Origin of the sequence: Marinimicrobium sp. C2-29, assembly GCF_038419845.1 — a bacterium.
In the GTDB taxonomy this organism is placed as follows: Bacteria; Pseudomonadota; Gammaproteobacteria; order Pseudomonadales; family Cellvibrionaceae; genus Marinimicrobium.
Genome location: NZ_JBCAQT010000017.1, coordinates 1 through 14,610, shown reverse-complemented (window position 1 = coordinate 14,610; position 14,610 = coordinate 1). Strand labels below are relative to the sequence as shown.

Here is a 14,610-nt window from a genome sequence, read left to right as displayed (position 1 = left end):
TGTTTCGTTCAGGTTTCACTATAACGCAAATCCACAGTGAGAGCGATTGGCTACCCCCTCTGACAACGGGCTGGGTGCAACGACAAAACCCGGACTCCCGCATCGGGAGGCCGGGCCCTGTCGCTCAACCAGGTCTAACTCTAGAAGCTGGCCCGGACGCCGAGTTCGAAGCGACGACTGTACGCCTCGTAGTACTGGGTAATGCGCACGTCCTGGCTGTAGGTGTGGTTATCCTCCTCCAGCAGGTTCTGCCCTTCCAGATATACCGATAGGTTGTCGGTAATCTCGTAGCTGGCGCTGAAGTCCAACGAGCCGAACTCCTTGGTTGTCGTCGGGCGGCCACCCGGCGCGCAGGTGTTACAGGCGGTGAACGCGTCCCGGTAGCTCCAGGCCAGACGGCTACTGATCGGACCACGCTCATAGATACCAGCGAGGTTGTAGGTGTATTCCGAGACGCCACTGAGCTCGGTATCGATCTTCTCACCATCTACCGTCAGCTCTGCCTCACTATCCACCCAGGTAAAGTTCGCCATGACCCCGAAGCCGTTATCGAACAGGTACTGGTAGGCCAGTTCTGAGCCGAAGACCCTGGCGCTGTCACCGTTCACCGGTGCCGTGACCTCGAAGTCCAGATCTTCATCCGATGCATTGCCGTCTTCATCAACCACGCGCACCTGGAACTCATCGCCAAATTGTTCGCTGGTGATCAGACCACCGATATCCTTGTAGAAAAGGGCAACCGCCGCCGAGCTGCCACCGCCACCGTACCACTCCAGCGACAGGTCAAGTGAGTCGGCCACAAAGGGCTCGAGCTCGGGGTTGCCGTTGCGATTGACCCGGGGCGGTGGGCTGTTCACTTCCCAATTGACATCGGGCCCCAGCTGCGAAATGGTTGGCCGGGTAATGGAACGGGACGCGGCGGCCCGTATCAGATACTCTTCGCTCAAGTCGTAGGTGAAGTTGGCGGAAGGCAGAAAGTTATCGTAAGAATTCGACTCGCTCACCGGTACCACTTCGGTGAATTCCGCGTTCCAGTTGGTGCTGTCCGGAATTTCCTGAAGCTCCAACAGCTGCTGGGAGTGCCCCATGGACAGGGTCTCCGTGTGCACCCAGCGACCACCGACATTACCGGACCAGCGGTCACCGGCGAAGTTGGCCTGGACATAGCCTCCACTGACGTCCTCTTCAATCACAGATGAGGAACGAAGCTCCGGCTGGGCGAGAATATTGGAACGGAAAAACTCGTCTCCGCGATGCAGCCTCGCCGCCTGGAACAACTGGATCGGATCCAGCGCGGGCCAGGAGTCAAAACCACTGTCGTATTCGTATTCACCCGGGAAGGGAACCACGGCATCGACACCGACCTCTCCCAGGGTATCGCCGAAGCCACAATAAGCGCAGGCATTGTCCGGACGCCAGTTCACCTTGTCTTTTTCACGGCCGGAGTAGGTCAGACCAAATTCAATCGACTCGACGAAGTCCACACTGTCGAGACGGTAGTCACCGTCAAAACGGACCGACAAGGCTTTATCGTTGACACTCTCGCCCTTCGGCTCCATGAAGTGCAGGCCGATTTCATCGTTGGTCACATCCAAACAATTCCGACCATCGTCCAGAACGCAGGTGACGGTCGGGACTTCAGGCGTTGCCTCAAAGCTGAAATTGCCACCGTTCACCCCGGCTACCGTGTAGTATTCGGTACCATTGATGGGACGATCGGCTTCCGAATAGGCGATATCGAAGGTCAACTCCAGGTCGTCGCGAACATTCCAGATGGAGTTCCAGCCGACCATGTAGGTTTCCGCTTCGCGTGCCTTGGTGTCGGTGCCGATTTCCAGCGGTATGTTGGTGAGATCAAACGAGCTGATCAGCCACCGGTCCACTTCGTCGCCATTGTAGGGTTCCAACTCGTAGTTCTCAAAACGATCCCAGCCGTCGTTGCTGTAGAAGTTGACGTTATACGAGTAAGAAGACTCCGGTGTTTTGTAGTTGGAGTAAAAGGCATCCAGCGTTGTTTCGAAATTATCACTGGGACGGAACTGCAGGGCGCCGGTAAACCCGAGGCGCTCACGCTCGCCGAACTTTTTCTGGTAGGAGATGATGCCCGGAAAAATGCCTCGACCATCGACGGCTTCTTCTTTGAGACCATCGCCATTGGCATCGACCGCCTCAGTGCTGGACGTAAAGCTCTCGAAGGTATCGGCCTGCCAGTTTCGTTTGTAATAGGAGACGCCAACGGATGCACCCACTGTGTCATCCAGAAAGGTATTGCTGAGCACGCCGGAGTACTGGCCGGTCCAGTCTTCAGTTGCACCATCGTAAAAGGCCCCGGCGGACCCTGAAGCGCGCAGGCCGGGATTATCGAGGGGCTTGGCCGTGGTCAGGTTGACCAGACCTCCGATACTGCCTTCCGGCAAGGACGCCATGCTGGTTTTGTACACTTCAGCCCCGGAAATGGCTTCCGAAGGCATGACATCGAAGCTGAAATCGCGGCCCGCGTTGTCGGTTGCCAGTGTCCGACCGTTGAGCAACGTCATGTTGTACTGGCTGCTCAATCCGCGAATGGATACCCAACGACCTTCGCCACCCCGGTCCCGGCTGATCTGTACGCCGGTCACACGCTGCAGCGCTTCAGCCACGTTGGGATCGGGAAATTTGCCCACGTCCTCGGCGGTAATGGCATCGACCACCGTTGATGCGTTGCGCTTTAACTCCGACGCGGATTCCATACTGGCGCGAATGCCTTTGACAACGACTTCCTCCAGCATGGGCTCTTCATCGGCTGCCATTTGCGCCTGGGAAGACAGGGCGCCCAAACTGAACAGCATGGTGGCACTCAAGGCTTTCAATTTGAATCCCGGAAATGAACGACGGGTGTAATAGGTTGCAGTCACAATACCTCTCCTGATTTATTATTTAGCCTGACGCTCCGCTTAAACGCAGAACCAGGCGGGGTAGGCTCGGGAAGTGATTTTCCCGATGCTGTAGTTGAGACGCACAGCCCCGTGAAAACCACTCCCCCTCCGTTAATTTCACTCTTCCCTCTCGCCGAGATAGATCAGCTCAAAGGCGGCGATGCTGGCGCGGTTGACGGGACCGTCCTGACCGCCGCTGGCGCCGTAGGTGCGGTTGGAGGAGAGATAGCTCATATTGAAGTAGTCTTCCAACTGAAGCTGGTATTCGCCCGGCTGCAGTGACACCTCCACTTCCGTTGAGCGGCGCAAAGGATACCGGCCGTCGCGATCTTCCACATTGGGCATCTGGACAATACGCCGCGCGACTTCCTCACCCTCAGCGTCGCGAATGACTACCTGTTTGATGGCATTGGTGACGCCGGAGTCGATGGTGTGCTGGCGGTTGTTGTAGCGCAGACGCACGACATAATGTCCGGCACGCTCAACAGCCAGTCCGCTGACCGACAAGGAGTCACCTTCTTTGCCCCATTCGCTCAATGTCGGAGCGCCCAGTTTCGCCGAGGCCGAAGTGACCGACCGGTTGGACTCGACACGCTCATCCTGCACGGAAATCTCTTGAGCCCCCTTACCGTTATGACACACCGGTTCGGACAGGTGAGAGCGGTGGCCGCTTTCACCATAGACGGCTTCGACGGCATAGCACTGGCGGCGCTCCAGCACCCGGTCAGATCGGTCGATCCACTGGAGCTGCTCCAGTTCGCTGGCCACTTGTTGGTCATTGCGATACAGGTTGTAGTGGATTGAGGCATCAACACCGATATTGGCCTCATCCGATATGCGCACCACCAGCGACTGTCCTTCGACTTCAACAGCCTCAAGGGTCGGAGTTTCGGGTGAGAACACCGCGGGCTCGATATGACTGAGAGGGTCCACTGTCGGAACTGTCGTCAGACGACTGTCGTTCTTGGCCCGGCCCGCGAATCTCACCTGAATGTGATTATCCTCTGCGAGCATCTCCTCTGTGATGCTTCCGTCGGTGGGATCGCCATTGAGCCGGACGCTGTCCACCGGAAAATACCCATCGCCGTCGACGTTGTCGGGCAGCAACAACTCAATGGCAATAGATTTACCGCGGTAGTCCACCGAGCGCAGCCAGGCCGAAGATTGGTCCCCCAGTCGGCGCCGGGTTTCCACCGTCAGAAATGGTGCAACCCGTATACCATCGGCCTCTACCTGATAGCCGAATACGGTTTCCATTACCATCGCGAGGTAACCGGCCACGGACCAGAGCTGCCGACGGGAATTGATCACGGGTCCATCGTCATACCAGGGTTTGGCGGTCAACCATTCCAGGTTCTCCATATTGGAAACGTTCAGCGCCGCCCCCCGCATCAAAGAGTTCACCGCATTGTCGACGACCTTGTAGTTGTTCACCGACGCACCGGCCTTGAGTCCATAGGCGGTGACGAACGGCCAGATGCCACGGTTGTGATACACGCGCTGGTTGGGTTGCTGGGGGTAATACACCGGAACACCGAAAGGCGCATGCGGGTAGTGGTTCATGGCCGCCGTCGCCTGCGCCTCGTCGGCAACGCCATACAGGATGGCCAGAGCGGTGCCCAGCATGTCGTATTTGCGAGTAACCACCGGCACCTCATTGGGCCCGGTCAAGCTGGCATACAGCCCTTCCTCTTCCAGCCAGAAACGCTGATTGATCCGCTGCTTCAGGTCCGAGGCCCACTGGTGATAGCGGTCGGCCAGTGCGCTCTCGCCTCGTTTTTCGGAAAGCGTCGCCGCCAGCAGAATTGCCCGGTAGTGCATGACGTTGGTCGACAGCGCTTTGCTCTCGGCCATCCGGCTCAGGTTGTTGGTGATCCAGGGCGCATAGGTCTGCACCCGCCAGTCCAGGTAGGACTGCTCACCGCCATAGAGCCCATCCTGCGGGTCGAAAGCCACGCGACGGTCGGCTTCAATGGTTCCGCGCAAGCTGGCATAGGTCTCACGCTCAAACGCCCTACTCTCATCCCCCGACAACTGGTGCATGACCCGATCGGCCGCCAGCGCCCAGGACACCCGGTCGGTACTCACCGCCCAGCTGCCACCGGAGCCGGTATCCTGAATGATCTGACGGCTGTCTTTGGGAAGATGTTCCGGCACGGTCGCTTCAGGGCGGAAGTTGCTGGTTTTGAAGCGCAACGAATTGATCGTCCGTTGCGGATCGATCATGGCCAGGGACAGATCCGCGGCATACGCCAGGTCGCGGGTCCAGACGTAGTGCCATTTCTCCCCGGTCTGGAAGCACTGGCAGTCGATTTCGTTACCCTGGTTGTATTGAGCGTCGCGAATGGCATCGACACTGAGCAGTTTCAGATCGTCCATCGCCATGGCAAACAGGCCATCGAACAGCACGCTTCCCGTTTCGACATGCAACGCGCCGACGGACTCTGAAAAAGTTCGCTCGCGAGGCATATCGTCACGCTGAAACTGGGTGGACTCTAGGGTAAAGCGGCGCTCCCCCGAATGGTCATCCGTCGATTCAATCGTGACGGTTTCAGTGCGCCCTTCAGGATCCAGTGAATAGGGCTGGTAGTGTATTTCAGCCGAGCGCCCGGTCGAGCCGGTATCGTCGACTCTCTCGCTGGTTCCCTGGGTAAAGCACGCCGACAGTGACAGGGCACAGCCCGCCACAAAAAGGGATTTCAACACGAATCCTCCAACAGGAATATCAGTTAAGTAATGAAGTCAGTCAGCGGCTGCGCTCCGCGTGCGGAGCACAGCGAGGCGGTTCAGTCCACCAGAGTGATGGCGTAATCCAGGCTGTAGGGGTCAAACCGGATCTCGTAGGTACCCCCGGTCTCAAGGGTAAAAGTGATATTCGCGCCCACGCCGGTGGTGAGTGTGGCGGTACCGGTCAGACCAGTGCTGTCGGCCCAGTCGTCTCCCGACCAGTCTTCGGTATCGGTAAACTTGAGGGCGTGATCTCCGGCCTCCAGGGTCACGGTGACGACATACTCGGAGTCGCCGTCCCACTCCATCGGCAGGTTACCCGGAGACCAGCCTTCCCAGGAGGCCCCCACCCAGCGCGGACCCGGCGCGACGCCGTCGGCGCCGGTTACCGACACTTCCGCTGTGGTTCGGACCGAACAGTAAGTCCCGTCACCGTCCTGCACGGCGGCTACAGTCAGGGCAATGGATTGGTGTCCCGCGGTCAAGGTCGTACCCTCGATTTCACCATCGCCCCCGATCAGGTATAGCCGCACCGGCAGGCCCGAGCTGGCACCGACCATCAGCTCGGTGCTCTGGCCCGACTCCAATGATTGGGGCACATCCAGCTCAATGGTCTGAGCGGTGCACTGGGCTTCGCGATCGGACGTGGCACTCCAGGACTCCGACAGTTCGCTGCTGAAATTCAGACGGCCCAACTGATCGGCACGCCAGTTGTCTGCGCCACGGGTGACGGGCTGACGGTCCACAATGTAGTTGGTCAAACGAAGGCCGTTGTCGCCTTCACCTACGGTAACGGATTCAGAACGAGTCTCGTTCCACAGAGTTTCAAACTGACTCTCTTGAGCACTGATCGGCAGGTCGTTCCAGGCGTCAATCTCCAGTCCGTCAATATGAATCGAATTCCAGTCGGATTGTGCATAGAGGCGCATGGCGCAAAGATTCATGCCCTCGGAACGGATGTTTTCCAGATGAATATTGGCGATGGTCATCTCTGGATCAGCCGTGTTGTCGGCGCCGGTATCCCACCAGGCCCGAGCGGAGTTGATCAGGCAGGTATTGTGCTTCTGATCTTTCCAGTACAGACGATTGTGAATAATGTCGATATTGCGGACATGGATGTTTTCGATATTCCTGGGTTGCCAGCCCCATTGAAAAACGGGGCCGTTCTCGGATTTCCAGACCACCACATCATCGATCATCAGGTTGCTGTGATACAGCTTGAACACATCGTCGTTGGCGTGAAAGAAGCTGTGACTGAGCCGACCGTTGTCGTACAGCTCAATACCATCGGTCTGCCAATACCAGGCACCCATTTGTTTGTAGCCGGACACCCGCGTCTGAAAGCTGTCTGTGTCACCGTAGATCACAAAGGAGTGATACGGCGGCTCGTTGATGGTCACCCCCTGAATGGTCAGAGTCTGATTGCCGCTACCTGATAAGAACTGAAGCATTTTCACACAACTGCCATGGCAATCGCTCTGGGAGTCAGAGCGATGGGTGTAGGCCTCGTGGCCACCGGCCGTATTGGTGTCGGCTTCATACACATATTTCTCGCCCGATAACACCCCGTGACCAGTTACTTTGTATTCGGATCGAGAGCCGGAAAATTCCAATGCCCCTTTGACGTAGGCCCCGGGGGCCAGATATACCCAGCGCACCCGACCGGGAAGCTCGGCATGGTAATTCCAGGGAAAATAGTAAGTACCGGGTTTGAAATAAATAATGTCGGCATCGACAGAATTCAGGTTATCCACCTCTCCTGCTTCGGGATAATAGATCTCTCCATCGTCGGCATCGGGGATCCAATCGTGCTGCTGCGCGTCAGACAAAGTAGGCTCGGCAAAAACCAGCAACGCATTGCGCGGCTCGGTGTGAACCCGTGCGCCCTCGGGGCCCTCCGTCAAGTTACCGGTGTCGCCCTGGAGATTGTTGTAACTGGTCATAAGATCCGGTTCAAACTCCACGGAGAAGCGCCGTCCCTCGGGGTCGTAGGGCACCCGGACCCGGATGCGATCCTCGGCCAACCGCTCCATCTCCAGATCCAGGGTGGTGGGCCGGATGGTTACCTGGTCGATCGACTCAATCGTCTGGCCATTCAACAGCTCCAGCTCAATCCAGGCATCGTCGTTGTACAGAAAGCTGGTCCAACTCATGGTCAGGTTCGCGCTGTCGGCAAACTCGGCGCCATCCTCATGGTCGTAACCCTCTTTGGCGCGACCACCACGCGGAACTGTCATATAGACGAAAGAGTCCAGTTGCCGGTCTGGCTCGGAGGCTGACTCTACCCGGGCACTGTAGTGGGTCGAGGCGCGCACCTGGTCATCGCCAACGGCACTGTCGCCGTTCGCGTCCGCATTGCTATGACTCCAGGCGTAAAGGTCAGTCTCATGGGGAGCAAAACGGTTCTCGGGGGGAGAACCCGTGGCCGGCGGTTTATTGTCTCCAGTGTCACTGTCATCGTCGCTGGTATCGCCCCCACCGCACGAGGCGAGAGGCACCACCAGCAGCAACTGCCAGAAGAATGCTTTTAACGACTGGCTCGAAACGAGCTGAACGGATTGAGTTTGCACGTCGGTAACCCTCTTGCTGTTATCTTTTTAGTAAAAACCGGTCTGTTACCGGCCTGTTAGAGGTAAGACGTATCAACCCTTGCTTTCCGATCCTCTGAGACAAAAAAACCCTGACCCGAAGGGTCAGGGAAAACTTAAAGGGAGAGTTTCAGGCCGTTGGGGAAACAACCCGGTTCAACGATGCAATCGGCACCGGTCTGTGCCGATCACACTCATGAGACGTCTGCTAAAGGGAATTCCACTCCCCTTTTAACCTACAGGCGCCCCGCTCTTTTCAAAGGTGTGGGAATATTAACGGGAAAAGACAATGTAGTGCCCGTCAGATTCCTTCTGTACATGTACCGGTAAGGTTTTCGAAAGCAATTCCGGCAAGGCGTCAAGCTGGTCTGTCTGAAAGGAAGCCGTCAGCTCGATTTGTTCGAGATCCGGGGAAGCCAGCGTAAAACGATCTTTCGAATAGCGGTTGAGCTCATCCACCACATCTCCCAGAGACGTTCGATGATAGACGAGCCGACCCTCGCGCCAGGCGCTGACGTCCTCCTCCGGCAGGGTTTCTATCTCCGAGAATGATTCATGGCGCACCTTGGTCACCTGATGCCCCGCCTTCAGGGTTACTGACGGTTGTTCTTCTGCCGCCCGACCAGGATTGGCCTCAAGGACATCAACAATGCCCTCCCGGACACTGACCGTCACCCGCCGCTCCGTGCGCCGGACATCAAACTGGGTGCCGACGACTTCGACCTTCGCATCATGAGCGTAAACGTAAAACGGCCGTTCCGGATCGCTGACAACATCAAAGTACCCCCGCCCGGCCTGAATATCGACCCGGCGGAGTGAGTCGTCCAGGGTCACTCGAACCCGGGAGCGGGCGCTGAGGGTCAGCTCACTGCCATCGTCCAGTTGATAAGTGGCCACTTCCCCAACACCAGTCTCGAATCTGAGGGCTTCGGGCCCGGCCGATTGGCCGCTCCACAACAACACGCCGAACACCAGAGCGGTAATCGTCGCCATGGCAAGGCCGGGCGCCTTCCAACCGGAAAAACCGCCACTCAAACGGCTCCCGGCCGCGTTCAGGAATCTTTGCCAGAGTGAGTCGCCGGACTGTACGGGCTGGCCAACAGGCGCTTCCGCCGCGTCCAGGCGCCCCAACTGCTCCCACACCGCTTCACAGCGCTGGTAGGCCTCGACATTGTCGGGGCTGGCGCACAGCCAATCGGCTAGCGCTTCCTGTTGCTGGTCGGAGAGTTCTCCCGACTGGACTCGCATAAACCATTCACGAGCCTGAACCTCTGGGTTTTCCACGCGTTGCACCATTTCAGTTGGATTTGAATCGATTTTGTAAGGCTTTCTGGCAGTCTGCCAGCGCCTTGAAAATATGTTTGCGAACGACGGTTTCAGACAATTGCTCCCGGCGGGCGATCTCGGCATAGGTCAGACCATCCAACCGGTTCATCAGCAACAGTCGTCGACGCTTTTCGGGCATGGTCTTCAATGCTTCCGAGACAAACCGGAGCTGCTGATCCGCCTCCGCTTCACGAGCGGGGTCGGCATAGTCGAGTTCCCGCTCCTCGTCGCTTTCTATCACCAGGGTCTGATAGTTGGTACGGACCTTGTCCCGCCGTTTGTGATCAATGCAGGTATTGGCCGCCATCTTGTACAAAAACGCCCTGGGGTTATCCAGAGTCAAAACAATATTTGTCTCAGCCACCCGGGCAAACACCGCCTGCACCACATCTTCAGCTTCCGCCGGATCAAGCGCGTACTGCCGGGCGAGATAGTGACAAAGCTCATCGCGGTAAAGGCTGTACACCTCCCGAATGCGCAGTTCTTTCTCTTCTGTGCCGTTACTCACTGATTCAACCTGGCTCCGCCTGGAGGAGAATGGGACGATATCGGCACCCGATGCCGCTCCCGGCATTCTATACCAAGTCTCAGAGCCCGCCCATTCGGCAGAAGGGGGCGGGCGAGACGCTGCAATCTTGGCTGTTATTGAGTTCGGCATGACTATAAGACGTCTTCCCACCGGGATTCCACTCCCCCTGGTATGACAATTAATCGAATGCGGCCGACCATCAGCCCCTGGGAAGCCACTAAAAGCCACAGCGTTGGCATTTCAGAAAAGGAAGGCACGCGCGCAGCTCAAGGGCGTGCTAAGCTCAAGGGTGAATCACCGGTGTGTGCGCACCGGACCTGCAACGCTTTTGCAAGGAGTTACCCATGGATACCACCCTTTCCCCTCTCAGAATCCTGATCGCTTCCCTGTTCGTACTGGTCCTGGCCGCAGTGACACCGCTGCACGCCCAGGCAGGCATCGTCACTACCGACGAGGTTGTCACCGAACAGACCCAGGCGGTGGAGCGCGAGCAACTGCTCGAGAAGCTCGACCGGGATGACGTCAAAGCTCAGTTGAAACACTACGGCGTGGACGCCGAGCAGGCCCAGGAGCGGGTCGCGGCCATGACCGACGCCGAAGTTCTGGAGCTGCAGGCCGGTCTGGACCAGGCCATTGCCGGTGGTGACGCCGGTCTGGCCACTCTGCTGCTGGTGGTGATCCTCGTTCTGCTGCTGACCTGATGCCGGCCAGCTTTACCCGCTGGCTCTGGGCCCTGGCGCTTCCGCTGGTATTGGCCACCGGTTGCGCCACGGCTCCCCTGCAACACCCGAATCTGGCCCCAGCCTCCGACGGCGAAGCGCGCCAGGTCGAGCTGTCTGCTACCCCTTTCTATTCGCAAACCGCCTACCAGTGCGGCCCTTCGGCCCTGGCCACCCTGCTTCAGACGAGCGGCGTGGACCGCGCCACTCCCGACACCCTGGCCGAACAGGTCTACCTGCCCGGTCGCCGGGGCAGCCTGCAGACCGAGCTCATCGCCGCCACGCGCCGTGCGGGCCGGATTCCCTACCGACTGGAGCCCAGATTCGAGCATCTGCTGGATGAGTTGCGCGCCGGCCACCCGGTACTGGTGCTGCAGAACCTTAAGCTGCCGCGCTGGCCCCAATGGCACTATGCCGTAGTCGTGGGGTTCGATCTGGACGAGGAGCAGGTAATCCTTCGCTCCGGGACGGAGCGACGCCAGGCACTGTCATTCGAGCGCTTTGAGCGCACCTGGCAGATGGGCGACTACTGGGCGCTGGTGGTCACACCGCCCGGGCAAACGCCGGCCACCGCGAGCGCCACCCGCTATCTGCAGGCCGTGGTGCCCATGGAGCAGCAACAGCGCTGGGAGGCCGCCATCGCGGGCTACCGGGCAGCGGCCCAGCGCTGGCCCGACAACCCGGCCAGTCACATGGGCCTGGGCAACATCGCCTTTCAGACCGGGCGCTACACCGAGGCCCAGGGGCATTTTGAACAGGCAGTGGCGATCGACCCGGAGCTGCCCTCGGCCCACTACAACCTGGCCTGGGCGCTTCTGTACCAGGGCGAGAGGTCCCAGGCTCGGCAGGCGGCGGAGCGGGCCCGGGCACTGGCGCCCGAGCACCCCCGTTTCGGTCGGGCCGTATCGGCCCTTGAAGCGGAGGCGAGCGAGCGCAGCCGATAAATCACCTCCGGAAAGAGCTGGTATAATGCCGGGCTTTTAACCGGCACCGGCCCCTATGTCTCGCTCCCGCTACGAAAAATTCAAACAGGTACTGCGCCAGCGCCAACCGGACATGACGCTGCTCACCGATCAGGTGCACAAGGCACAGAATATCTCTGCCATGCTGCGCACCGCCGATGCGGTGGGTATTCCCGAAATTCACATGGTCCAGCCCACGCGAGGCCGACTGGTGTACCACCATACGGCCGGTGGCAGCGGACGCTTTACCGGGGTGGCGACCCATCCCGACATCCAGACCGGTATGACCCAGTTACGCGAACGCGGCTTCAGGCTGTTTGCGGCCCACTGGTCGGACCGGGCGATTCACTACCGGGACGCGGACTTTACCCGGCCCTTTGCCCTGGTGATGGGCGCCGAGAAGGTCGGCCTGAGTGACTACGCCGCCGTGCACGCCGACGAGCACCTGAGCATTCCCATTATCGGCATGGTCGAGAGCTACAACGTCAGCGTGGCGGCCGCCATCATTCTGCAGGAGGCAATGCACCAGCGCCAGCAGGCGGGCCAGTATGACCGCGAGCTGGACGAAGAGGACCCGAGCGTGAAAGACACGCTCTTTCGCTGGATGCACCCCAAGCTGGTGCGTTACTGCGAACGGCACAAACTGCCGTTCCCCGAGCTCGATGAAGACGGCGATATCATTCCGCCCCGGGACCCTTCGTATCGGAGTCCGCGTCAGCATCGAGGTTGAGATCAGCTTCCTGCTGTTGTTCGACCTCTTCCCGCTGTTGCGCGAGCGTCAGGTCATAAACGCGAAAGGCAAAGATGGTGTAAAAGAGATTGCACACCGTGGTCACGGTGGCTGTGGTGGCGTACACCGTCCAGTGGGTCACGTTGAAACCACCGAGCAGCGCCTCGATCACAAACAGGGGCACATAGATGACCAGAGTGATGATGAGGTAACCACCAAAGAGCGTGCCTTTGCGGTTTCTGGTCAACTGCCAGCTGGTTTTACAGGCGTCAACGGGGTTCGAGCCATTGAGCAGCAGATCAAACTCGGCAAATGCCAGCTTGATCGCCAGTAGAACGCCGGGAATGATGAACAGCATAAAACCGGCGAACACGGCAAACGCCACCATAAGCACCAACAGCAGGAGGGGGCCCCAGAACCGCAGGCCCAGTCGGTACAGCTCGCCGGTGCTGCGTTTTTCTCCGGACGTGACCGACGCAATGTAGAAAATTACCGCGCCGATATAGAAAGCGTACACCGCCAGGCCGAGCGCGGAGGTCACGAAAATTCCGCTGACCGATCCTTCCTGCTCCACACTGTTGGCGCCATACAGCGCCATGATCACCTGCAATGGAATGACGACCGGCAGAACGATCGCCATCAGGGCGCCCAGGTGCCGTTTAAAAAATCCCCAACTATCGGTTAACGCCTGATCCAGCATAAGCTTCCTCTCTATTTATTGATCCCGATTCTCATAAAGTACCGACGTCATTATAAAGGGTCCCACCGCTTTGGGGTCGTCGGCCCGGCGCGGCTCGTTGATATAGTACTCGTAGGTCCCATCCCGGTAGGGGTTACCGCCCAGGCCCGCCACAGCGCAGACGCTGGTGATACTCAGAGTGCCATCCTCGTTCTCGCGGACGAACTCCTCCACCACCGCCTCGTAGGCACTGAGCCCCAGCTCGCGATAGCGGGCGTCAATGTACCCCCGCTCGCTGGCTTTCAGCAGGAAGTAGGCGAACATGGTAGATGAGGAGGACTCGAGGTAGTTGCCTTCGCGGCCGCCCATGTTTACCACCTGCCACCAGACCCCGGAGTCAGCATCCCGATGAGTCTCAATGGCTTCGGCCATTTTGGCGGCGATATCGAGCATGACCTGACGCTCGGGGTGATCACTGGGCAGATCATCCAGGACATCGACAATGGCCATGGACAGCCAGCCCATGGCCCGGCCCCAGGCGTGCGGTGAACGACCGGTGGTCTTGTTCGCCCAGCGCTGCTCGCGACTTTCGTCCCAGCCGTGGTGGAATATCTTCTGCCCGGAATTCCAGGTGTGGCGTTCAATCAACCGGAACTGCTGGATGATGTCGTCGTACAGGCCGGGCTCGTCGTAGGTCGAGGCGTAGCGGGACAGGAAGGGCGACCCCATATAGAGCCCATCGAGCCACATCTGATGGGGGTAGACTTTTTTGTGCCAGAAGCCGCCTTCACTGGTGCGCGGGTGAGCGCGCATCTGGTCGCGCAGCTGCTCGATGGCGAGCCAGTATTTCTCCTCGCCCGTTTCCTGGTGCAGCCCGATCAGAAATTTGCCCGGATTGACCCGGTCGATGTTGTACAGGCTCTGGTCGTAGGTCTTGATGGTGCCTTCATCGTCGATCATGAAATCGGCGAAGTCTTTCATGTAATCGAAATACCGCTCCTCCCCGGTCGCGCGCCACACTTTTTCATGGGCACTCATCATCAGGCCGTGGGTGTATTCCCATTTGGGGGTTTCACGAAAATCGATCATCCAGCCTTCGGGGTTGCGCTCGATGTCGGAATCGGCCATCCAGGTGGATAAGGGCTTTTCAGCGGACAGGCTGGGGGCGGTTCTGATGTAGGTGTTGGTACAGGCGTAGAGGGCAGCGACGGACAAGAAGGTAACAGTGGCCAGGCGCCAGAGGGGTTGATGGTTCATTTTGCTCTCCCGATTTTGCGTTTTTGTATCGGGACTATAGCGGGTGTGGCTGGGTATGCAAAGGGAAGGCGGATGCGCTTACAGCTTATCCGCCCTACAAATGGCACAAAGGTCGCGTAGGGCGATGAGATGGTCTCCTCCCCTCCTAATCGGCGTCGCGATGCGCCAAGATAGGGGA

General features: G+C 58.7%; 10 protein-coding genes. 3 read left to right on the top strand and 7 right to left on the bottom strand.

What is annotated here, in order from left to right; genetic code table 11:
* Positions 1 to 140: 140 nt before the first annotated feature.
* The 5 genes from AAE484_RS15435 to AAE484_RS15415 all read right to left on the bottom strand — a co-directional run bounded on the left by AAE484_RS15435 (position 141) and on the right by AAE484_RS15415 (position 10,064).
* A complete protein-coding gene (locus AAE484_RS15435; protein WP_341939324.1) occupies positions 141 to 2,894 on the bottom strand; it encodes a TonB-dependent receptor in 2,754 nt (917 codons plus the stop codon).
* 138 nt (positions 2,895 to 3,032) lie between these two features.
* A complete protein-coding gene (locus AAE484_RS15430) occupies positions 3,033 to 5,621 on the bottom strand; it encodes an MGH1-like glycoside hydrolase domain-containing protein (protein ID WP_341939323.1) in 2,589 nt (862 codons plus the stop codon).
* Positions 5,622 to 5,701: 80 nt separating this feature from the next.
* Complete coding sequence (locus AAE484_RS15425; RefSeq protein WP_341939322.1) at positions 5,702 to 8,212, bottom strand: family 49 glycosyl hydrolase; 2,511 nt, start codon at positions 8,210 to 8,212, stop codon at positions 5,702 to 5,704.
* A 291-nt stretch (positions 8,213 to 8,503) separates the two neighbouring features.
* Positions 8,504 to 9,526, bottom strand: coding sequence for a FecR family protein (locus AAE484_RS15420; RefSeq protein WP_341939321.1), 1,023 nt, complete (start codon positions 9,524 to 9,526; stop codon positions 8,504 to 8,506).
* A gap of 1 nt (position 9,527) precedes the next feature.
* Positions 9,528 to 10,064, bottom strand: coding sequence for an RNA polymerase sigma factor (locus tag AAE484_RS15415; protein WP_341939320.1), 537 nt, complete (start codon positions 10,062 to 10,064; stop codon positions 9,528 to 9,530).
* A gap of 365 nt (positions 10,065 to 10,429) precedes the next feature.
* Here AAE484_RS15415 and AAE484_RS15410 point away from each other — a divergent pair, with 365 nt between their 5' ends.
* From AAE484_RS15410 to AAE484_RS15400, 3 genes are read left to right on the top strand one after another with little or no spacing between them, the layout of a single operon-like run.
* Positions 10,430 to 10,786 (top strand): PA2779 family protein, encoded by a 357-nt coding sequence (locus AAE484_RS15410; protein WP_341939319.1) that lies wholly within the window; start codon positions 10,430 to 10,432, stop codon positions 10,784 to 10,786.
* Positions 10,786 to 11,748 carry a PA2778 family cysteine peptidase gene (locus AAE484_RS15405; protein ID WP_341939318.1) on the top strand — a complete coding sequence of 321 codons (963 nt, stop codon included), beginning with the start codon at positions 10,786 to 10,788 and terminating at the stop codon, positions 11,746 to 11,748. Before AAE484_RS15410 ends, AAE484_RS15405 begins: the two co-directional genes overlap by 1 nt.
* 55 nt (positions 11,749 to 11,803) lie before the next feature.
* Positions 11,804 to 12,496 carry a TrmH family RNA methyltransferase gene (locus tag AAE484_RS15400; protein ID WP_341939317.1) on the top strand — a complete coding sequence of 231 codons (693 nt, stop codon included), beginning with the start codon at positions 11,804 to 11,806 and terminating at the stop codon, positions 12,494 to 12,496.
* Here the strand turns inward: AAE484_RS15400 and AAE484_RS15395 are convergent.
* Together AAE484_RS15395 and AAE484_RS15390 are read right to left on the bottom strand one after the other, a co-directional pair.
* Positions 12,444 to 13,196: a YciC family protein gene (locus AAE484_RS15395; protein ID WP_341939316.1), complete on the bottom strand. Its 753-nt coding sequence runs from the start codon at positions 13,194 to 13,196 to the stop codon at positions 12,444 to 12,446. The two genes, AAE484_RS15400 and AAE484_RS15395, sit on opposite strands and share 53 nt — an antisense overlap.
* Before the next feature lie 15 nt (positions 13,197 to 13,211).
* A complete protein-coding gene (locus AAE484_RS15390; protein WP_341939315.1) occupies positions 13,212 to 14,432 on the bottom strand; it encodes a glycoside hydrolase family 88/105 protein in 1,221 nt (406 codons plus the stop codon).
* Between the last annotated feature and the right edge of the window lie 178 nt (positions 14,433 to 14,610).

Coding starts and splice junctions, on each gene's coding strand:
- AAE484_RS15420 (WP_341939321.1), bottom strand. CDS start 9,526: ATGGTGCAACGCGTGGAAAACCCAGAGGTTCAGGCTCGTGAATGGTTT.
- AAE484_RS15410 (WP_341939319.1), top strand. CDS start 10,430: ATGGATACCACCCTTTCCCCTCTCAGAATCCTGATCGCTTCCCTGTTC.
- AAE484_RS15400 (WP_341939317.1), top strand. CDS start 11,804: ATGTCTCGCTCCCGCTACGAAAAATTCAAACAGGTACTGCGCCAGCGC.
- AAE484_RS15390 (WP_341939315.1), bottom strand. CDS start 14,432: ATGAACCATCAACCCCTCTGGCGCCTGGCCACTGTTACCTTCTTGTCC.
- AAE484_RS15395 (WP_341939316.1), bottom strand. CDS start 13,196: ATGCTGGATCAGGCGTTAACCGATAGTTGGGGATTTTTTAAACGGCAC.
- AAE484_RS15405 (WP_341939318.1), top strand. CDS start 10,786: ATGCCGGCCAGCTTTACCCGCTGGCTCTGGGCCCTGGCGCTTCCGCTG.